Origin of the sequence: Sinorhizobium garamanticum, from assembly GCF_029892065.1 — a bacterium.
GTDB classification, from domain to species: Bacteria; Pseudomonadota; Alphaproteobacteria; order Rhizobiales; family Rhizobiaceae; genus Sinorhizobium; species Sinorhizobium garamanticum.
In genome coordinates this window covers 2,530,144-2,548,159 of the sequence record NZ_CP120373.1, presented here as the reverse complement: position 1 = coordinate 2,548,159, position 18,016 = coordinate 2,530,144, and the positions used below count along the sequence as shown (strand labels likewise).

The following is an 18,016-nucleotide window of genomic DNA, read 5'->3' as shown; positions in this document are numbered from 1 at the left end:
AGCACAGCCGTGACTCGCCTCCAGGCCAATCTTTTCCTGCTGTTTTCCGGCGCGATCTGGGGCGCCGGTTTTGTCGCTCAATCGACGGCGATGGAGGCAATCGGCCCGCTCTGGTTCATTAGCCTGCGTTTCGCGATCGCGACGATCGTCGCGCTGCCGCTGGCGCTCGTCGAAGGAAGGCTCGCCAAGACGCCGCTTCCGCAAAAGTCGATTCGCAACTTTATTTTCATCGGCCTGGCGCTCTTCGGCGGCGCGGTGACGCAGCAGTTCGGACTTCTGACCACCAGCGTCACCAATTCCGGCTTTCTGACGGGGCTCTACGTCGTCTTCGTACCGATATTGACCGTCGTGTTCCTGCGCCGCAAGCCGCATTGGGTTATCTGGCCGGGCGCCCTGCTTGCGACCTTCGGCATCTTCCTCCTGAGCGGTGGGGCCCTTTCGAGCCTGACCGGAGGAGATCTTCTGACGATCATCTGCGCGCTCTTCTGGGCAATCCAGATGCTGCTCGTCGGCATCTTCGCCTCCGATACCGGTCGTCCGATGCTGCTGTCGATGGTGCAATTCGCTGTCTGCGCCGTGCTTGGTTGCCTGCTCGCAACCTTCACCGAACCCTTAAGCCTCGAGGTGATCGAAAACGCCCTGCCCCAGATTCTTTACGCCGGCGTTTTTTCGAGCGGCGTCGCCTTCATCTGCCAGGTTGTCGGCCAGCGCTACACGACGGCACCGCAGGCGGCAATCTTCCTGTCGAGCGAAGCCCTGTTCGCTGCCCTTTTCGGCGTGTTGCTGCTTGGCGAGGTCATCACGCCGATCGGCTATCTCGGCTGCGCGGTCATTTTCGCGGCGATGCTGGCGGTCGAACTCATTCCGGAACTGGCGAAACGGCGCCAGGAGGCGGAAGCAGCCGCTTGATTCGACCACAGCAAGAATTTTCTGTGCTGCGCGCAATCTGAACTTACGGTATTACTTATTACTGTCCAATAGCGCCTATTTTGCTTCGGAATGAGACCGCCGGGCGCGGCCGCGCGAACTTTGCAGCATTTCCTGTAGATTTTCTGCAAAGTTTGGCGGCGGAGCATTGCCGCATGCGGAACATGAGACATATCAGGCGCTTGCGATTCCTCGAACGAAATTGCGCACAGTCGCGGCATGATCGAGAGCGACAAAATATGACGCAAATTGTCCAGTCCCGCCACAACTGTGTTCAAAAAGCTGTGATTTCAACAGCTTGCGATACGTTCAGAATATCCCGCGCCAGCATGGCAACTGATCGGTTTTTGAGCAATGACAAGCGGCAATACCTCGTCAGAAAAGTTTTGCTTGCCAATTCAAAATAAACCCATCACTCTTACTGTGTTCGGGCAATCTGCGAACATGGGAAGATCTTGAATTATAAGCGGGCCGGAGACGCAAGCCACTCCGGGCGGCCAGACCGGGGGGAGGCTTGTTTTCCCTTCTTAATGGCTGGTCGCGATAACAGGACCCTTTCCTCAAATTTCGAGAACTGCCTGCCCCCACGCCCATTTTGGGCAAAACTGCAATGCTGCCCGCTCCGTCAAGCGGGTGGAGAGAAAAGGACCTGACGCATGGCCGAAACTGGCACTGTAAAATTCTTCAACACTGACAAGGGCTTTGGTTTCATCAAGCCTGACAACGGTGGTGCAGACATCTTCGTACATATTTCTGCCGTGCAGGCTTCGGGCCTGAGCGGCCTTACGGAAAACCAGAAGGTAAGCTTCGACACCGAACCGGATCGCCGCGGCAAAGGCCCGAAGGCGGTCAACCTGCAGATCGCCGGCTGATACGGCCTCTGCTGAAACATATAAGTTTAAGTTGCAGCCCGGCAATCATGCCGGGTTTTTTCATTCAGGCTCCGTTCAGTTTGGGCACCATAAAGTCCGCTCATGATGAAAACCGGAACTGATTCCGGCCCAATGCATAGGATTGAAGCCCATGAACAAATTCATCAAAGCCGCTGTCCTCTCGGTTGCCGCAGCCACCGTGGTACTCCCGACCTTCGGTACCGCCCAAGCAGGAGATCACGATGATGCATGGGCAGCGGGCGCCGTAGGCCTGGTCACAGGCACGCTCATCGGCGGCGCGATCGCCTCGCAGCCGCGCTACTACAGCGAGCCGGTCTATGTCGATCCGGAACCCGAATATTATGAGCCGCGTCCGGTCTACCGAGCCCGGCCGGTCTATCAGGCCCGCCCGGTCTATCGCCGGGTCGCTGTCGAAAGCTACGGTATCGAACCCTGGACGCCGGCCTGGTACCGCTATTGCTCGCAGCGCTACCGCTCGTTCGATCCGGACAGCGGCACCTTCGTCGGCTATGACGGCCGCAGCCATTTCTGCACCGCCGGCTGATCGGGGCGCGACAGTCTGAACAATGGCACACGCCTTATGCGAGGTGTGTGCCATTTTGATTCTGACGGTCAACTGTGGCGCGATTCAAAGTTCTACAGCGACCTATGCGCGTCCGATCAGACGCGCGGCGCTGCAGTGTCAGAGACCTCTGAGATAGGGATTGCTGCGGCGTTCCTCGCCGATCTGCCCGCCCGGACCGTGACCGCAAATGAAACCGACATGGTCGCCAAGCGGCAGGACCTTGTCTCGGATCGAGGCAAGCAGTTGCTGGTGATTGCCGCCGGGCAAGTCGGTGCGCCCGATCGAACCGTGAAAGAGCACGTCGCCGACATGGGCGAAGTTCTGCGTCCTGTTGAAATAGACCACGTGGCCCGGCGCATGGCCCGGGCAATGCAGCACCTCGAAAACATGATCGCCGAAGGAAACGGTATCGCCGTCTTCGAGCCACCGGTCCGGCAGGACGTTCTGTACCTTCATCGTCAAGCCGAAGCGTTCCGCCTGGCTCTCCAATCGCTCGAGCAAGGGCTGGTCGTCCTTGTGCGGACCGATGATCTCGAGGCCCAGCGCTTCCTTCAATTCCTTGGCGCCGCCGGCATGATCGATATGGCCATGCGTAAGCCATATTGCTTTCAGGGTGATGCCGTTCTCACGAATGGTCTGAAGGATGATGTCGACGTCACCGCCCGGATCAACGACGACGCCCTCCTTGGTTTCACTGTCGAACAGGACCGTACAGTTCTGCTCGAAATGTGTAACCGGGATAATACCCGCCTGTAACATGCGACCTCGCCTTGCTTTCGGATCGTTTGGGTGAAATGCCGGCGTAACCCCGCGCGTCCCAACCCGATCTTAATCCGTTCCGCGGCCACCTATAGCGACATATGGGCAGGATGACAGCCCAATTCAGCGCAACGCGGCGATTTCCGGTGCCGGTGGAGGCGAAGAGAATTGCACTGTCGTCAGCAGCAGGGCCAATACCGCCAGCTTCGACGCCACGACGACAATCACCAACGGGCGAAGCCTTTGGGCCGTTATCCTGCCTTCATGGATGAGTTCCTGCTCCATTTCATCACCCTCGGATTGCAACGGACCGCCCCTTCCGCGGACGGGAAAATATCGGAATTTCACGCGGCCTTTCGACAGTCGAGCCGGCCGGCCGTATCGGTTCGATCGCCGACGTGGGAGCAATGTGTCTCATCTTCGCACTTCGTGATGTCACGGGGGGAACATCCCGGCTCTACGAGGCGTTTCGCCTCCATCACGCAATAGGAGCAAGACGATGAAGACCCCCTCCACCCATCTGTTTCGAGCGGTTGCGGCAGCGGGTTTGATGCTCGCCGCCGGCATCTCGACGGGCTATGCAGCAATGAGCGCAACCGCCGTTACGGACCTCAACATCCGCGCAGGCCCGGGGCCACAATATCCGACAATCGGCCTTGCAACCCGCGGCAGCGCTGCGATCCTCGAGGGATGCATCCAAGGCAGCAATTGGTGTCAGGTCAGCGTCAATGGCGTGCGCGGCTGGGCCTATGCCCGATATCTCGCAACTGATGTCGGCGGGTCCACCGTTGTGATAGAGCAGCGTCGCGCTGACCTCGGCATTCCGGCCGTGACCTATGAAGTACAGCCTGGTGAACCGGCGGTCGCGACCACCGCAGAACCGCTGGAACTGATCGGTCCGGTCGAACAGGTTGATGCCATCACGCCGCCTCCGGCGGTGCGCACGTATATCACCGCAAATCCCACCGATACGGTTTACCTCGAAGGCGAGCCCGTTATCGGCGCGGCATTGCCGAGTACGGTCGCAGTCCGCGAGATTCCGGATTACGCATACAATTATGTCACCATCAACGGACAGCCCGTGCTGGTAGAACCGGCGACACGGCGTATCGTTTACGTCTATCGCTGACACAATCGAGGATACGACCTGCTCTTCCTCACCCAACATGAGGCAGCGCACTAGCGTCAGGGCGCTGCACAGGGAATGATTCGCCGAATCACGCGCAAATATGCGTTTCCTACCAGAGAAGAAGTTGGCGCGCGCTGGGAATTACTCGGATTTCTTCTACCAAAAGCACCTTTTGCTATTCGCCAATTCCTTCCGCCAGCACCAGAAGGCAAGTAAATAACAATATAGATCAAGGCACTGCAGTAACTTTTCGTGCAGCTTCCCAAGCACCGCTCAGGGCCACCCGCCTCCGCACAACCCTCGACGGCGAAATTGACAGTTTCCGCTTTCGGTCTCAACCTGTCCTTGCCGGATCATCGGCGCATCGCGGCTCTTGGACGGTGGCCGCACACGGAGGGTTCAATGGAAGCATTAATGCCTATCATTACCCAGTTAATCGCGGGGGCAGCTGGCGGCAACGCGGCCAGCGCCATGCTGAAGCAGCAGGCATTCGGGGTTGTGGCGCGCACGATCGTAGGAGCCATTGGCGGTGTCGGTGGCGGCTTCCTGATCCAGATGCTGGGCGGGGAAGCGGCAGCCACCGGCCTTGTCATGCAGGCAATTGGCGGCCTTGTCGGCGGCGGCGTGCTGAGCGGCATCGTTGGACAGTTCCTCGGAAAAACAGCATGATGTCTTCCTAAAGCGCGTCGCATTTTAACGGGAGCCAGGCGACGCGCTTTAGGTCTTTGCTTGCATGTCGTTGTCCCGAAACCGCTGCACACTTTCGGGCGACATGCGTTAGCGATATCGGTAGCAAGACAAAAGGCGGCCGCAAGTCGCCTTTTCTGTTTCTGATTGCAGTGTAGACGCCCAAGCCATTGGGTTTAAAAGGCTTTTCGGCACCGCTCTCATCCCTGTGCCTGTCACAGGGATGACGGCAAGAAGGCGTGCGCCAAACGCCTCACGCTACTGTCGTGTAGCGTGGCGTCTGACAAGACGCGCGTCGTCGTAACCTATTCCGCCGCTGCGGCGACCGGATTAACTTCCTTCGTATAGTCGCTCATCAACGCTTCGGTGATCGCGGCAGGCGCAAAGCGATAGGGGCCGATCTCCGATACCGGAGTGACCTCAGCGGCCGAACCGGTCAGGAAGCATTCGGAAAAACCGGAAAGCTCTTCCGGCATGATTACCCGTTCGACCACCTCGTAGCCCCGGCGCTTGGCAAGCTCGATGACCGTCCGGCGCGTGATTCCGTCCAGGAAGCAGTCCGGCACCGGCGTATGCAGAACGCCGTCCTTAACGAAGAAGATGTTGGCGCCGGTCGCCTCGGCCACCTGGCCGCGCCAATCGAGCATCAGAGCGTCCGCATAGCCTTTGGCTTCTGCCGCATGCTTGGAGATCGTGCAGATCATGTAGAGGCCTGCGGCCTTGGACTTCGACGGGGCGGTTCGTGGATCGGGACGACGATACTCCGCAATATCCAGGCGAATGCCCTTCAACTTCTCTGCCGGATTGAAATAACTGCCCCATTGCCAGATGGCGATGGCGACGTTGATGCGGCTGTTCTGGGCGGAGACGCCCATCTGCTCGCTGCCGCGCCAGGCGATCGGGCGGACATAGGCCTCGGAAAAACCCTGGCGCTTCAGCAACTCGTTGCTGGCACTGTCGAGTTCGTCGACCGAATAGGGAATCTTGAAGCCCAGAATGGCCGCAGACTGGTGAAGCCGCTGATTGTGTTCCGTAAGCTTGAAGATGCGCCCGCCATAGGCGCGCTCGCCTTCGAAGACCGCGCTCGCATAGTGCAGCCCATGCGTCAGCACATGTATTTTGGCATCCTTCCAGGGCACGAACTCGCCGTTGAACCAGATTTCACCGTCCAACTGATCATAGGGAATAGCTGCCATGGTATTATCCTCCGGCGCGTATGCACCATATCTACTGTTGATTATCTTGCTGTTTCCAGTTTATCGGCAAACAGACTGAGGGAGAATTCAATTTCACGATTTGGATTTGCGAACTGAAACGCGCGGCCTATCCTCCAACGGCGACACCAGGCCCCGATGTCTCGCCCGGCGAGCCGATCGCTATCAATGGCGTAAAAATATGTCAACAAAACTGACATATTTTGCGATATATTTCGTGAAGTGCAATTTGGTTGAAAGGAAATGACTGCGTGCCCGGCCGACCCAAGGACAAGACCGAGTACCTGACCGAAGTTGTCGGTGATGAGGAGGACACGATAGATTTCGAGATCATCGAACTGCTGTTCTTTGCCTATCGCGACTTCACCGGTGACCCGGACGCCATACTCGAAAAGAGCGGTTTTGGCCGCGCACATCACCGCGTCGTGCATTTCGTCAACCGCGAGCCTGGTATGACCGTTGCCGACCTTCTCGATACGTTGAAGATCACCAAGCAGAGCCTCGCACGCGTTTTGAAGCAGCTCATCGATTCCGGCTATATTCGGCAGGTAACCGGCCCTGAGGACAGACGACAGCGAATGCTCTACACCACGGAGGAAGGCAAGGCGCTGGCTCGGGCGCTTGCGGAGCCACAGTCCCGCCGCATAGCCGAGGCATTGGCAAAAACGGGTCCCGGCGCGCGTGAAACCGTGAAGCGTTTTCTCGCCAACATGAAGAATGCCGCCGCGGACTGATTTTCATGGGGGCCTGCGTCTTGAGCTTCATTCGAGCGAAGCGGACGGCCCCTGGAATCAGGGAATTGGGCGGCCGTCGCGCATCTGCTTGAATGCGCGATCCAGCCAGCCCGGCTTGCGGAAAATGAGGGTAGTCGAGCCATGACAGTAAAAGCGAAAGTCTCCGACGATGCGGCGCATCTCCTGATCGTCGATGACGATCGACGGATTCGCGACCTGCTCAACCGCTACCTGGTCGAGCAAGGTTTCCGGGTGACGACGGCGGCCGATGCCGACGAGGCGCGGCGCAAGCTGATCGGCATCGATTTCGACCTCTTGATCGTCGATGTGATGATGCCCGGCGAGAGCGGCGTTCAACTGACGCAGAGCCTGAGGCAGATCAAGACGGTGCCGATCATCATGCTGACGGCGCTGGCGGAATCGAATTCGCGCATCGAGGGCCTTGAGGCCGGTGCGGACGACTATCTGCCGAAGCCCTTCGAGCCGCGCGAACTCGTGCTCAGGATCAACAACATCCTGCGCCGCAACCAGCCGGCACAGGCGCCCAAGGTCGATCAGGTCATTTTCGGTCCCTACACCTTCTCCGTGGTGCGTAAAGAGCTCCGTCGCGGCGCCGATCATATCCGGCTGACCGACCGCGAGCAGGAGATCATGACTCTGTTCTCCCAACGCGCCGGGGAGACCATTCCCCGGCATGAACTGATTGGAGACGATGCCGAGGTCGGTGAGCGGACAATCGACGTGCAAATCAACCGACTGAGGCGCAAGATCGAGGACGACCCTTCCAACCCGATCTGGCTTCAGACGGTACGCGGCATCGGCTACCGGCTGAGTGTGGACTGACATGCGGAATATTCCGGCAAGCACGGCAGAGACTCATGGCGAGCTTTGACAGCATCAGGCGCGAAAGAACAGGCCCCGCCGACGGTGCCTGGAAACGCCTGGCGCGGTGGTTGCGCCGCCGCCTGCCGATCGGCCTTTATGCACGTTCGCTGCTGATCGTCATCATCCCGATGGTGCTGCTGCAGTCGGTCGTCGCCTTCGTCTTCATGGAGCGCCACTGGCAGCTCGTCACGCAACGCCTCTCGGCCGCCGTGACCAGCGACATAGCTGCAATCGTCGATCTGATCACGACGTTTCCGCGCGATGGCGATATCAACCAGATCGTGCGCATCGCCCGTGAACAGCTCAATCTCAACATTGCCGTCGAGCCCGGCGGTGATTTGCCGCCGCCACGCCCCAAGCCCTTCTTCGAAATCCTCGACCAGATCCTCAGCGAGGAGATTTCGGAAAAGATCCGCCGCCCCTTCTGGATCGACACGGTCGGCAACTCGAAGATCGTCGAGATCCGTATCAAGCTCGATGATGGCCGTATCCTCAGGGTCTATGCGCGGCGCAACCAGGCCTATGCATCCAACACCCATATCTTCCTGGTCTGGATGGTCGGCGCCTCGCTCGTGTTGCTGACGATCGCGATCCTCTTCCTGCGCGGGCAGATCAGGCCGATCCTGGCCCTGGCGAGCGCCGCCGAAAATTTCGGGAAAGGCCAGAAGATCGATGACTTCGCGCCGCGCGGCGCCGAGGAAATCCGCCGCGCCGGCCTTGCCTTCATCCTCATGCGCGAACGGATCGAGCGCCAGATCGAGCAAAGGACCGCAATGCTGACCGGCGTCAGCCACGACCTGCGCACCATCCTCACGCGCTTCAAGCTGCAGCTCGCACTCGCCGGCAACAATCCCGACCTCGAAAGCCTCAACCAGGACGTCGAGGACATGCAGAACATGCTCGAGGGCTACCTGGCCTTCGCTCGGGGCGAGGCGGAAGAGGACGTCGGCCAGCTGAAACTCAGCGACCTCATGACCCGCCTTGCGGCCGAGGCGGAGTTATACGGCAAGACGCTGACGACCTCCGTCGAAGGAGAAGACGACATCCGCGTGAGGCCCGCCGCCTTCACCCGCCTCGTCGCCAATCTCGCATCGAATGCCTATCGCTATGCCAATTCGGTACGGATCGAGGCGCGCCAGAGTGCCAAGTGGCTGACGATTACGGTCGATGACGACGGCCCCGGCATTCCGGAGCGGTCCAGGGAGGACGTATTCAAGCCATTCTTCCGCCTCGACGAGGCCCGCAATCTCGACAGTTCCGGCACGGGGCTTGGTCTCGCGATCGCCCGCGACATCGCGCGAAGCCACGGAGGAAACGTCACCCTCGGTGACAGCCCGCTCGGCGGTTTGCGCGCGACGGTGCGCGTGCCGACATGACCGGTCGCTCTACAGCGCCGCGCGTCCTATCAGATGCGCAAAGGACGCTGTAGCACTTTGAATTGCTGCATGTTTCGTTAAATCGAGTACGATTTACGGAAACATGCAGCAGAGCTCCGTTATCGTGAATAGGCCGCGGTAAGGCCGCGCCGATGATTGAAGCGGTGCCATGCATCGATCCGGCGCGGATGGCGAGTGCGCATTGCGTCGAGCGGGGCAAGCAGCCTGCCCTCGCGGCCGAGGGAGGCATCGAGGATTTCGATGATCCGGCGGTTTGGCCAGGGCTTGCGGGTGATCGTCAGCAGCGCGGCGAAGGCTTCCTCTTCCCTGCCCGCTCCCAACTGGTGGGCGATCAGGCCGTAGGCGAAAGCCGTCGAGCGGCTGACGCCGGCATGGCAATGAACCAGGATACGGCTCGATCGATCGTCGGCGACCGGTCTCATGGCCTCGAAGACGTCCTGGACGAGATCAGGGAAATGCTGGGTCGCGCCGGCATTTTCCTGATCGCGCATGCGCACGACGCGGTGCGCGACACCGGCGATGATCGGCACGTTCGTTTCCGGCAACTCCGGATCGAGAAGCGAGAGCACATGGCTCGCCCGCCACTCGCGCGCGACTTCCGTCGCGCGCCAGAGGCAGGAAACCTTGACGCGTTCGCGGATCATCTCGTCGTTGATCGTCATGTTGCTCACATCAGCTTCTTGCCGTTCGGCACCGGCTTGTCGGTCGCCGCCAGCACGATCGCGCCGGCCTCATCTTCAAATCCGAGGGTCAGCACCTCGGAGCGCACGGGGCCGATCTGGCGCGGCGGAAAATTAACGACGCCCAGCACCTGTCGTCCGACGAGATCCTCCGGCTTGTAGTGAATCGTAATTTGCGCCGATGACCGTTTTATGCCGATTTCGGGGCCGAAATCGATCTTCAGCTTGAGTGCAGGCTTGCGCGCCTCCGGGAAAGGCTCGGCCTCGATGATCGTGCCGACGCGTATGTCGACGCGCTCGAAATCGGCGAAGGAAATGGTTTCGGCCATGATCGTGCTCTTGAAATCGCGATGATTTATCCGGCCAGTTCCTCCGCCCGCTTGCGCGCGGCCGCAATGGCCTTGTCAAAGAGCGGCTGCATTCCGTCGTCGGCCATCAGTATGGCGAGCGCCGCGGCCGTTGTTCCGCCAGGAGAGGTTACGTTCTGGCGCAGCTGCGCGGCTTCGTCGGGGGACTGATGCAGGAGTTCACCAGCCCCCGCGACGGTTTCCCGAGCGAGACGCATGGCGAGGTCCGCCTTGAGACCGGCCTTGCGCCCGGCCTCCGCCATGCACTCGACGAGATAGAAGACATAGGCCGGCCCACTGCCGGAAACGGCCGTCACGGCATCGATGTCGGCTTCGGTCGCGATCCATTCGACCGGACCGCTGACCTTCAGAAGGTCATAAACCAGACCACGCTGCGCCTCGGTTACGCGCGCATTCGCGTAGGCGCCCGTCACCCCGCGGCCGATAATCGCTGGCGTGTTCGGCATCGCGCGCACGATTGCGGCGTCACCGAGATGGCTTTCGATGAACCGGAGCGTCTTGCCCGCGGCGACGGAAACGATGACTGTCTCCGGGCCGACAAGGCCTTTGAGCGGCGGCAATACGGCATCCATGATCTGTGGCTTGACGGCCAGGAAGATCACGCCCGCCTTGATGCCTTCCGGCGCGGACGTGGCATGGCTGACGCCATTGTCGGCGATAAGCTTGGCCATCGCCGGCGGCGGACCTGGATCGATGACGAGGACGTCGCCGCCCTTGACGCCGCTCTTTAGCCAGCCGCCAAGCATCGCGCCGCCCATATTGCCGGCGCCGATAAGGACGATTGGACCTGACACGGCTAGAGCCATCTCACGCTTCCCCGACGGTTTCGAACAGCACCGCATCGACTGCACGCTGCGCATCCATTCCGGACCAGACGACGAACTGGAACGCCTGGAAATAGGATTCGCACGCATCGAGCGCACTCGACAACAGCACCTCGACCTGCTGATTCGTCGGTTCCGCGCCGCCCGCGAGCAGGAGAGATTGCCGGAAGATGATGACTTCTTCTTGGCGCCAGAGATCGAAATGCCCCATCAGCACCTGACCGTTGATGTGGGAAAGCAGGCGGATCACCTCGTTGACCCGGCCTTCCGGCACCTTGATGTCGAAGGCGCAGGCCAGATGCAGCGCCTCGAACTCCTCCATCCAGGAGAAGGAAACGTGATAGTCCGCCCATTTGCCTTCGACCGTCATGGCGATCTCGTCTTCGCCGGATCGCTCGAACGACCAGTCATTGTTGGCGGCAACGAACTCGATCATATCGACCGGGTTGGACTGGCGCTCGACTTCCATTTCCAAAAGGCTCATGCATCACCCTAGCGGTGCGGCACAGGTGTGCACGATCGCGCTCACAAGACGCAACGCTGCAAACCCAATACCAGATACGGACACACTATGATTGCTGGACACACGGCCATCCTGGCTTACTTACCCTGCCCGGAGCTTACGTGATCCGTTTCGAATCATCATTTAAAATCAGTGTATAACGGCAGAGTCAGCCTGCCAGCCCCTCGGGCGAAAAATTGCGGCGAAGAGTGACGCCCGCGTTGCGATTTTGATTCAGCACAGATGCTTAAACGACTCTGCCATAACGACTTTTTGGCAGTGTCCACAGGTGGAAAACTTTTCCGATTTTATTAACCCTAAAGCGCCGCACGTCTCTTCCGACAAACAAAGGTCGGCTAGCACTTTGAATCGCTGCATGTTTCCTCAATTCGGAGCCCCACCTGAGGAATCATGCAACACGCGCGACAGTCTTCTGCCCCAAGACCGCAGGAATCGATCCGATGAACCTGGCTCACTCAAGAACAGCCCCGAAGACAGAGCGAGCAGAGCCGCAAGGAGCTCGGCCCGGCCAATCGGTCGTTACTTTTTGTTTCCGGTCTCTGCGAGGCGTGCTTCGAGTGCTTCGATGCGGGCAAGCAGGGCGTCGTTTTCCTCGCGCGCCTTGACGGCCATTTCCTTGATCGCCTCGAATTCCTCGCGCTTGACGACATCGAGCGAGTTCAGCCAGCTTTCGGCCTGCGCGCGGAAGGCGGTCTCGACCTCGCGTCGCACGCCCTGGGCAGCGCCCGCCGCATCGGTCATCAGCTTGGCAAAGTCGTCCAGAATGCGGTTGGCTCCATTGCTCATTGTCCAGATCTCCATTTCAGCATCGCGCGTAGCAGCGCGGTCTTGAAATTGAGGTAGGGTTGTCGGCGAAAGGATGCAAGAAAAATAAGACGGCGCCGGGGTGACGGGCTGCACACGGCGGCTTGACCCGCTCGAATTCGATCGCCATGTTCCGCCAAAACAACTGGCCGGCACGAGACAAGACCTTGGAAACAATCGCCACCCGCCTTGCCATCCTCCCTTTCCCGGAGATCGATCCCGTCATCTTCACGATCGGGCCGCTTGCCGTTCATTGGTACGGCCTCGCCTATGTCGCGGGCATTCTCATCGGCTGGCTTTACGCGCGTCGCATCGTCCAGAACACGGCGCTCTGGCGCAACGAGACCCCCGCCTTCAACCTGACGCAGCTTGACGATTTCCTGCTCTGGGTTGCCGCCGGCATCGTCCTTGGCGGGCGCATTGGATACATCCTCTTCTACGATCTGGGCTCTGTCCTGCAGAATCCGATCCGCGCCGTCGAAATCTGGAACGGCGGCATGTCGTTCCATGGCGGTCTCCTCGGTACGACGTTCGCAATGATCGTCTTCGCGCGGCGGAACGCCATTGCGGTCTGGAGCCTGTTCGATGTTGTCGCAACCGTTGTGCCGATCGGCCTGTTCTTCGGCCGCATTGCCAACTTCATCAACGGCGAGCTCTGGGGACGTTTGTCCTCGGCGCCTTGGGCGATCGTCTTTCCGACCGGCGGACCCTTCTCACGCCACCCGAGCCAGCTCTATGAGGCGGCGCTCGAAGGCATTCTGCTCCTTCTGGTGCTCGCCTATTTTGTCTATCGCCGCAAAGCGCTGAGGATACCCGGCCTGGTCACCGGCATATTCGTCTGCGGCTATTCTGCGAGCCGCATTTTTGTCGAATTCTTCCGCGAACCGGACGCTCAGATCGGCTATCTGGCCGGCGGCTGGCTGACCATGGGCATGGTGCTTTCGCTGCCTATGGCGCTCGCAGGCATATGGGCGATCGCGCGCGCACGCCGGGCAGCAGCGACCGCATAACTGGACGGGTGCATGACGAATCCTCTTGCCGACAAGATCAAGGCGCTGATCAAGGCCAACGGGCCGATCAGCGTCACCGACTATTTTTCACTCTGCCTCGCCGATCCGCAGCACGGCTACTATCGTGCTCGCGAACCGTTCGGCCGCGCCGGCGATTTCACCACCGCCCCGGAGATCAGCCAGCTTTTCGGCGAGATGATCGGCATATTCCTGGTGCATGCATGGCAGGAGCACGGCCGCCCCGAGCCCGCGATCATCGCCGAGATCGGCCCGGGCCGAGGTACGATGATGTCCGACATGCTGCGTGTCATCGCTCGCCTGGCACCTGATCTCTATCGGTCGGCCAGCGTACATCTCGTGGAGACGAGCGAGCGGCTGCAGAAAGTACAGGCCGAAACGCTCGCGGGACACGAGGGCAAGACTCATTGGCACGAGAGCTTCGAAACCTTGCCGGCAGGCTTTCTCCTGCTTGCTGCAAACGAGCTTTTCGACGCAGTTCCCATCCGCCAATTCATTCGCACCGCGCAGGGGTTCCGTGAACGCGTGATTGGTCTCGATGCTGATGACGAATTGACCTTTGCGGCCGGCGTCGCGGGCATCGATCCGTCGCTTCTGCCGTCGCCGGCGCAATCGGTCGGCGAAGGTACGATTTTCGAGATCGCGCCGGCGCGCGACGCTGTCATGGCCGTGCTGTGCGAGCGCCTCCGCGCCGGCGGCGGCACGGCGATCATCATCGACTACGGACATCTGGCGACCGGCTACGGGGACACGCTGCAGGCGGTGCGCGAGCATCGCTACGATCCTCCGCTTGCCAGTCCCGGCCAGGCGGATCTCACGAGCCATGTCGATTTCGAGCAGCTTGCCCGTCGCGCGAAGGCGGAGGGGGTGCAGGTCAACGGACTTGCCCATCAGGGTGATTTCCTCGTCGGCCTTGGGCTGCTCGAGCGGGCGGCGGCACTCGGCCGCGGCAAGGACACGCTGACCCAGGAAGGCATTCGCTCCGCCGTCGAACGACTCGCGGGTTCGGGAGCCGGCAAGATGGGCGAGCTGTTCAAGGTGCTGGCTGTCAGCAGTCCCGAAGTCACGCTGGCGCCGTTCCAGAAAAAGGCACAGTGACGATCAAACGTCTGCAGCGCCATGCCTCTTTTCAGACGCGTGACGACCACGGCAGAACTTTGAATTGCTGCATGTTTTACCCTCGAGTCGATTCCGGTTTTAGGAAACTTGCAGCGGGCCGGTGGCGGTTCGGCGATTGACAGTGCCGGCATGCCGCGTCAACATCGCGCCGCAAATCAGCCGCAAATCACCGGGCCGCGACGCGCCCCAAATTCCAATGAAACCTTAAGATAGCAAGGGCGAGAACACCTATGCAGGACGATGCCTCGCTTTCCCCGGTTCAGAGTCCGCTCTTCAGCGCCCAGGCGGGACCGGCGATCGCACACGGCTATTTCACCCGCAAGGGCGGCGTTTCCGAAGGCATCTATCGCGGCCTGAATGTCGGCCTCGGCTCGAAGGACGACCGCGAGCGCGTCGGCGAAAACCGGGCGCGCGTGGCGCGCTGGTTTGATGCCGAGCCGCGGCGCCTTGCAACTGTTCACCAGATCCACTCGCCGGATGCCGTCGTCGTTGACGGCAGCTATGATGGCGCGCGCCCGGATGCCGACGCGCTCGTGACCGCGACCCCGGGCATCGTGCTCGGCGTTCTTTCGGCCGATTGCGGGCCTGTGCTCTTCGCCGATCCGCAAGCCGGCGTGATCGGTGCGGCCCATGCCGGTTGGAAAGGCGCCCTCGGCGGGATTCTTGAAAGCACCATCGAAGCGATGATCTCCCTCGGCGCGCGCCGCGACCGGATCATCGCCTGCCTTGGCCCGTCCATCAGCCGAACACACTATGAGGTCGGAGCCGAATTCGTCGAACGGTTCATCGCCGCCGACGAGGACTACGCATCTTTTTTCAGCCCCTCGGGACGGAACGGCCATGCCATGTTCGACCTGCCGGGGCTAACGATCCGGCGACTGATGGAGGCTGGCGTGACGGCGGAAAACCTCAACATCTGCACTTACGCGGACGAGGACCGTTTCTTTTCCTACCGCCGCACGACACACAGACAGGAGCCAGACTACGGCCGACAGATGTCGGCGATCTGCATACGGGAGATTTGAAATGGCGCTTCAGTTTGCGGCAGAGGAATATGCAGCCCGCCTTGCGCGGCTGACAGCCAGAATGCAGGAAGAAAAGCTCGACGCCCTGCTGCTCTTTGCCCAGGAGAGCATGTACTGGCTGACCGGTTACGATACGTTCGGCTACTGCTTCTTTCAGACGCTGGTCGTCAAGAGAGACGGCTCGATGGTGCTCTTAACGCGCTCGGCCGACCTGCGCCAGGCGCGTCACACGTCCAACATCGAGCGCATTGAAATTTGGGTGGACCGCGTCAATTCCGATCCGGCGGTGGACCTCAAGAATCTCCTCAACGAACTCGATCTGCTCGGCTGCCGCATCGGCGTCGAATACGACACGCACGGCATGACCGGCAGAACGGCACGACTCGTCGACAATCAACTCGCCAACTTCGGCGAATTGATCGACGCCTCGCTGCTTGTCAGCCGCCTTCGTCTGATCAAGAGCCCCGCCGAAGTCGCCCATGTCGAAAAGGCAGCCAGCCTCGCCGACGACGCGCTCGAAGCGGCTCTGCCATTGATCCGCCCCGGTGGCAGCGAGGCCGCCATTCTGGCGGCTATGCAGGGCGCGGTCTTTGCAGGCGGCGGCGACTATCCGGCCAACGAATTCATCATCGGCTCGGGCGCCGACGCCCTGCTCTGCCGCTACAAGTCGGGCCGGCGCACGCTCGATGCCAACGACCAGCTAACCCTCGAATGGGCAGGCGTCAGCGCCCATTACCATGCGGCGATGATGCGCACCGTCGTGATCGGAGAGCCGACCAACCGCCACCGCGAGCTCTACAGCGCCTGCCGCGAGACGATCCAGGCGATCGAAATGGTGCTCCGTCCCGGCAACACCTTCGGCACCGTCTTCGACGTCCACGCCAGGATCATGGACGAACGCGGCCTCGCCCGCCACCGGCTGAACGCCTGCGGCTATTCTCTTGGCGCGCGCTTCTCGCCCTCCTGGATGGAGCATCAGATGTTCCATGTCGGCAACCCTCAGGAGATCGAGCCGGACATGTCGCTCTTCGTGCACATGATCATCATGGATTCCGACAGCGGAACGGCCATGACCCTCGGCCAGACCTATCTCACGACACCGGATAAGCCGCGCGCACTCTCACGTTACGGACTGGACTTCATTTCTGCGTAAGGAAATCCGCCTATGATTTCCGACCGAGACGGACGAACGGAGGCAGCTTCGTAGAAACTGTCGCGAAATCGGAACGGGATCAGGACGTGCGAACCACCCCTCCCGCTCCGACTGTTAGAGTCGAGACGGACGGTGGGAACGATGCGTAAGCTGATCATGCCTATCGCAAGCCTTGGTCTTGCAACAGCACTAGCAGCCTGCAACAGCACGGACGTGCTGATACCGCAGGTGGACGTGGGCGCCGGAACCTTCCGTTCCCCGCCCGTGACGCAATCCGATCTCGACACCATGTCGACGCAAACGGCCATCGTTCCGGTGCAAAGCGTGCCACCAAGCCCCGCCTTCTCTGCGCAGCCGAACATCTCCAACCCGCCGACGCAATATGCCACAGGCGACGCAACCTATACGGATCCTGCCGGCACGCTCGACGCCCAGGCAAACCGCCTTGCCGAAGGTGGGGCACCGATCCAGACAGGGCAGGCCCAGACCGTACAAGGCGAGACCGTACAAGGCGAGACTGGGCGAGACGAGATCGAACAAGACGGGACCACGCAGGTTGAGGTAAGGAAGGTCCAGACCACGCGCATAGAAAGCCCCGCTCCTCGGCAGGAGCCGGCCCGGCAGCAATCCTCGACGCCAGCAGCCGCAGCGCCGCAAGAGGTTAACCACGCTGCCGCCTCGCCAGAAGCCGCAAGCGGCGCGGGCATTCGCTTCCTGCCGATCATCGGCGCACCGGTCGAGGCCGTGACGCCGCTTTCAAAACAGCTCGGCGCCGACGCCCGCGCGCAGGGCTTGGCGATCAAGAGCTCCGCGGACGCGACGAGCGAGCACATCCTCAAGGGCTATTTTTCGGCGCTCAACGACGGCGGCAAGACGACGGTCGTCTATGTCTGGGACATTCTCGATGGCAGCGGCAACCGCCTGCACCGTATCCAGGGACAGGATACCGTTGCAAGCACGGCCGCCGAGCCCTGGAGCGCGGTGCCGCCGGAAACAATGCAGGCAATCGCCACCAAAACGATCAAGGCCTACCTCGATTGGCGGCAATCCAGAGCAGGATGAGAAACGGCGTGCCGAGGGGTTTTTCGCCGTATCCCCGGTCCAAGATACTAAAATCGATGACGATCTATGATTATCGGTGCGGCCGACCCAGAATTGTCGTGATCTTGGCGGCTGACACAAAGTTTTTAGGGTAATGGCCTTTGCGCCGCAGCATTCCCCCTTGCATTCAAGTTCAGGGACGCTAAAAAGCGGCCGATCAGCTCTGAACAGCGGCCGTCCGTAAAGATTGCCCGCGATCGG

General features: G+C 60.6%; 21 protein-coding genes. 13 read left to right on the top strand and 8 right to left on the bottom strand.

Going from position 1 to position 18,016, the window contains the following annotated elements; translation table 11 throughout:
• The first annotated feature begins 9 nt into the window (after nucleotides 1–9).
• The 3 genes from PZN02_RS11860 to PZN02_RS11850 all read left to right on the top strand — a co-directional run bounded on the left by PZN02_RS11860 (nucleotide 10) and on the right by PZN02_RS11850 (nucleotide 2,364).
• Nucleotides 10–909 carry a DMT family transporter gene (locus PZN02_RS11860; RefSeq protein WP_280658191.1) on the top strand — a complete coding sequence of 300 codons (900 nt, stop codon included), beginning with the start codon at nucleotides 10–12 and terminating at the stop codon, nucleotides 907–909.
• A gap of 674 nt (nucleotides 910–1,583) precedes the next feature.
• Complete coding sequence (locus PZN02_RS11855) at nucleotides 1,584–1,799, top strand: cold-shock protein (protein WP_128442587.1); 216 nt, start codon at nucleotides 1,584–1,586, stop codon at nucleotides 1,797–1,799.
• Nucleotides 1,800–1,950: 151 nt separating this feature from the next.
• Nucleotides 1,951–2,364, top strand: coding sequence for a BA14K family protein (locus PZN02_RS11850; protein ID WP_280658190.1), 414 nt, complete (start codon nucleotides 1,951–1,953; stop codon nucleotides 2,362–2,364).
• Nucleotides 2,365–2,502: 138 nt separating this feature from the next.
• Here PZN02_RS11850 and PZN02_RS11845 read toward each other — a convergent pair whose 3' ends face one another.
• Nucleotides 2,503–3,144 (bottom strand): MBL fold metallo-hydrolase, encoded by a 642-nt coding sequence (locus PZN02_RS11845; RefSeq protein WP_280658189.1) that lies wholly within the window; start codon nucleotides 3,142–3,144, stop codon nucleotides 2,503–2,505.
• Between the two features lie 123 nt (nucleotides 3,145–3,267).
• Nucleotides 3,268–3,429, bottom strand: coding sequence for a hypothetical protein (locus PZN02_RS11840; protein WP_280658188.1), 162 nt, complete (start codon nucleotides 3,427–3,429; stop codon nucleotides 3,268–3,270).
• 214 nt (nucleotides 3,430–3,643) lie between these two features.
• Between PZN02_RS11840 and PZN02_RS11835 the strand changes: the two genes are divergently transcribed.
• Nucleotides 3,644–4,273, top strand: a complete 630-nt coding sequence (locus PZN02_RS11835; protein WP_280658187.1) for a DUF1236 domain-containing protein — start codon at nucleotides 3,644–3,646, stop codon at nucleotides 4,271–4,273.
• Between the two features lie 402 nt (nucleotides 4,274–4,675).
• The gene (locus PZN02_RS11830) at nucleotides 4,676–4,942 is read left to right on the top strand and encodes a hypothetical protein (protein ID WP_280658186.1); all 267 of its coding nucleotides are present in this window, start codon (nucleotides 4,676–4,678) and stop codon (nucleotides 4,940–4,942) included.
• A 323-nt stretch (nucleotides 4,943–5,265) separates the two neighbouring features.
• Here the strand turns inward: PZN02_RS11830 and PZN02_RS11825 are convergent, their stop codons facing one another.
• A complete protein-coding gene (locus tag PZN02_RS11825; protein ID WP_280658185.1) occupies nucleotides 5,266–6,156 on the bottom strand; it encodes a branched-chain amino acid aminotransferase in 891 nt (296 codons plus the stop codon).
• A 269-nt stretch (nucleotides 6,157–6,425) separates the two neighbouring features.
• Here PZN02_RS11825 and PZN02_RS11820 point away from each other — a divergent pair, with 269 nt between their 5' ends.
• The 3 genes from PZN02_RS11820 to PZN02_RS11810 all read left to right on the top strand — a co-directional run bounded on the left by PZN02_RS11820 (nucleotide 6,426) and on the right by PZN02_RS11810 (nucleotide 9,169).
• Nucleotides 6,426–6,908, top strand: a complete 483-nt coding sequence (locus PZN02_RS11820) for a MarR family winged helix-turn-helix transcriptional regulator (RefSeq protein ID WP_280658184.1) — start codon at nucleotides 6,426–6,428, stop codon at nucleotides 6,906–6,908.
• A gap of 141 nt (nucleotides 6,909–7,049) precedes the next feature.
• Nucleotides 7,050–7,751, top strand: a complete 702-nt coding sequence (locus tag PZN02_RS11815) for a response regulator (protein ID WP_280658183.1) — start codon at nucleotides 7,050–7,052, stop codon at nucleotides 7,749–7,751.
• 35 nt (nucleotides 7,752–7,786) lie between these two features.
• Complete coding sequence (locus PZN02_RS11810; protein WP_280658182.1) at nucleotides 7,787–9,169, top strand: ATP-binding protein; 1,383 nt, start codon at nucleotides 7,787–7,789, stop codon at nucleotides 9,167–9,169.
• Nucleotides 9,170–9,288: 119 nt separating this feature from the next.
• Here the strand turns inward: PZN02_RS11810 and PZN02_RS11805 are convergent, their stop codons facing one another.
• The 5 genes from PZN02_RS11805 to PZN02_RS11785 all read right to left on the bottom strand — a co-directional run bounded on the left by PZN02_RS11805 (nucleotide 9,289) and on the right by PZN02_RS11785 (nucleotide 12,371).
• Entirely contained in the window at nucleotides 9,289–9,852 is a 564-nt protein-coding gene (locus PZN02_RS11805) for a protein tyrosine phosphatase (protein ID WP_280661472.1), read from the bottom strand.
• A 5-nt stretch (nucleotides 9,853–9,857) separates the two neighbouring features.
• Nucleotides 9,858–10,199 carry a tRNA-binding protein gene (locus PZN02_RS11800; RefSeq protein ID WP_280658181.1) on the bottom strand — a complete coding sequence of 114 codons (342 nt, stop codon included), beginning with the start codon at nucleotides 10,197–10,199 and terminating at the stop codon, nucleotides 9,858–9,860.
• A gap of 26 nt (nucleotides 10,200–10,225) precedes the next feature.
• On the bottom strand, nucleotides 10,226–11,044 hold the full coding sequence (gene proC, locus PZN02_RS11795; RefSeq protein ID WP_280658180.1) for a pyrroline-5-carboxylate reductase: 819 nt from the start codon (nucleotides 11,042–11,044) through the stop codon (nucleotides 10,226–10,228).
• Between the two features lies 1 nt (nucleotide 11,045).
• Nucleotides 11,046–11,546 (bottom strand): type III secretion system chaperone family protein, encoded by a 501-nt coding sequence (locus PZN02_RS11790; RefSeq protein ID WP_173509603.1) that lies wholly within the window; start codon nucleotides 11,544–11,546, stop codon nucleotides 11,046–11,048.
• A gap of 558 nt (nucleotides 11,547–12,104) precedes the next feature.
• Complete coding sequence (locus tag PZN02_RS11785) at nucleotides 12,105–12,371, bottom strand: accessory factor UbiK family protein (protein ID WP_280658179.1); 267 nt, start codon at nucleotides 12,369–12,371, stop codon at nucleotides 12,105–12,107.
• A gap of 185 nt (nucleotides 12,372–12,556) precedes the next feature.
• On the opposite strand from PZN02_RS11785, the gene lgt reads away from it, so the two are divergent.
• From lgt to PZN02_RS11760, 5 genes are all read left to right on the top strand, one after another.
• A complete protein-coding gene (gene lgt, locus PZN02_RS11780) occupies nucleotides 12,557–13,399 on the top strand; it encodes a prolipoprotein diacylglyceryl transferase (RefSeq protein ID WP_280658178.1) in 843 nt (280 codons plus the stop codon).
• A gap of 12 nt (nucleotides 13,400–13,411) precedes the next feature.
• Nucleotides 13,412–14,515, top strand: a complete 1,104-nt coding sequence (locus PZN02_RS11775; protein WP_280658177.1) for a class I SAM-dependent methyltransferase — start codon at nucleotides 13,412–13,414, stop codon at nucleotides 14,513–14,515.
• A 251-nt stretch (nucleotides 14,516–14,766) separates the two neighbouring features.
• On the top strand, nucleotides 14,767–15,561 hold the full coding sequence (pgeF, locus tag PZN02_RS11770; protein WP_280658176.1) for a peptidoglycan editing factor PgeF: 795 nt from the start codon (nucleotides 14,767–14,769) through the stop codon (nucleotides 15,559–15,561).
• Nucleotide 15,562: 1 nt separating this feature from the next.
• Nucleotides 15,563–16,714, top strand: a complete 1,152-nt coding sequence (locus PZN02_RS11765) for a M24 family metallopeptidase (RefSeq protein WP_280658175.1) — start codon at nucleotides 15,563–15,565, stop codon at nucleotides 16,712–16,714.
• A 141-nt stretch (nucleotides 16,715–16,855) separates the two neighbouring features.
• Nucleotides 16,856–17,776 (top strand): hypothetical protein, encoded by a 921-nt coding sequence (locus tag PZN02_RS11760; protein WP_280658174.1) that lies wholly within the window; start codon nucleotides 16,856–16,858, stop codon nucleotides 17,774–17,776.
• Nucleotides 17,777–18,016: the final 240 nt, after the last annotated feature.

Excerpts from the sequence above, each read along its gene's own strand:
- PZN02_RS11855 (WP_128442587.1), top strand. The coding sequence starts at position 1,584 with ATGGCCGAAACTGGCACTGTAAAATTCTTCAACACTGACAAGGGCTTT.
- PZN02_RS11850 (WP_280658190.1), top strand. The coding sequence starts at position 1,951 with ATGAACAAATTCATCAAAGCCGCTGTCCTCTCGGTTGCCGCAGCCACC.
- PZN02_RS11845 (WP_280658189.1), bottom strand. The coding sequence starts at position 3,144 with ATGTTACAGGCGGGTATTATCCCGGTTACACATTTCGAGCAGAACTGT.
- PZN02_RS11840 (WP_280658188.1), bottom strand. The coding sequence starts at position 3,429 with ATGGAGCAGGAACTCATCCATGAAGGCAGGATAACGGCCCAAAGGCTT.
- PZN02_RS11835 (WP_280658187.1), top strand. The coding sequence starts at position 3,644 with ATGAAGACCCCCTCCACCCATCTGTTTCGAGCGGTTGCGGCAGCGGGT.
- PZN02_RS11830 (WP_280658186.1), top strand. The coding sequence starts at position 4,676 with ATGGAAGCATTAATGCCTATCATTACCCAGTTAATCGCGGGGGCAGCT.
- PZN02_RS11825 (WP_280658185.1), bottom strand. The coding sequence starts at position 6,156 with ATGGCAGCTATTCCCTATGATCAGTTGGACGGTGAAATCTGGTTCAAC.
- PZN02_RS11815 (WP_280658183.1), top strand. The coding sequence starts at position 7,050 with ATGACAGTAAAAGCGAAAGTCTCCGACGATGCGGCGCATCTCCTGATC.
- PZN02_RS11810 (WP_280658182.1), top strand. The coding sequence starts at position 7,787 with ATGGCGAGCTTTGACAGCATCAGGCGCGAAAGAACAGGCCCCGCCGAC.
- PZN02_RS11805 (WP_280661472.1), bottom strand. The coding sequence starts at position 9,852 with ATGACGATCAACGACGAGATGATCCGCGAACGCGTCAAGGTTTCCTGC.
- PZN02_RS11800 (WP_280658181.1), bottom strand. The coding sequence starts at position 10,199 with ATGGCCGAAACCATTTCCTTCGCCGATTTCGAGCGCGTCGACATACGC.
- proC (WP_280658180.1), bottom strand. The coding sequence starts at position 11,044 with ATGGCTCTAGCCGTGTCAGGTCCAATCGTCCTTATCGGCGCCGGCAAT.
- PZN02_RS11790 (WP_173509603.1), bottom strand. The coding sequence starts at position 11,546 with ATGAGCCTTTTGGAAATGGAAGTCGAGCGCCAGTCCAACCCGGTCGAT.
- PZN02_RS11785 (WP_280658179.1), bottom strand. The coding sequence starts at position 12,371 with ATGAGCAATGGAGCCAACCGCATTCTGGACGACTTTGCCAAGCTGATG.
- PZN02_RS11775 (WP_280658177.1), top strand. The coding sequence starts at position 13,412 with ATGACGAATCCTCTTGCCGACAAGATCAAGGCGCTGATCAAGGCCAAC.
- pgeF (WP_280658176.1), top strand. The coding sequence starts at position 14,767 with ATGCAGGACGATGCCTCGCTTTCCCCGGTTCAGAGTCCGCTCTTCAGC.
- PZN02_RS11765 (WP_280658175.1), top strand. The coding sequence starts at position 15,563 with ATGGCGCTTCAGTTTGCGGCAGAGGAATATGCAGCCCGCCTTGCGCGG.
- PZN02_RS11760 (WP_280658174.1), top strand. The coding sequence starts at position 16,856 with ATGCGTAAGCTGATCATGCCTATCGCAAGCCTTGGTCTTGCAACAGCA.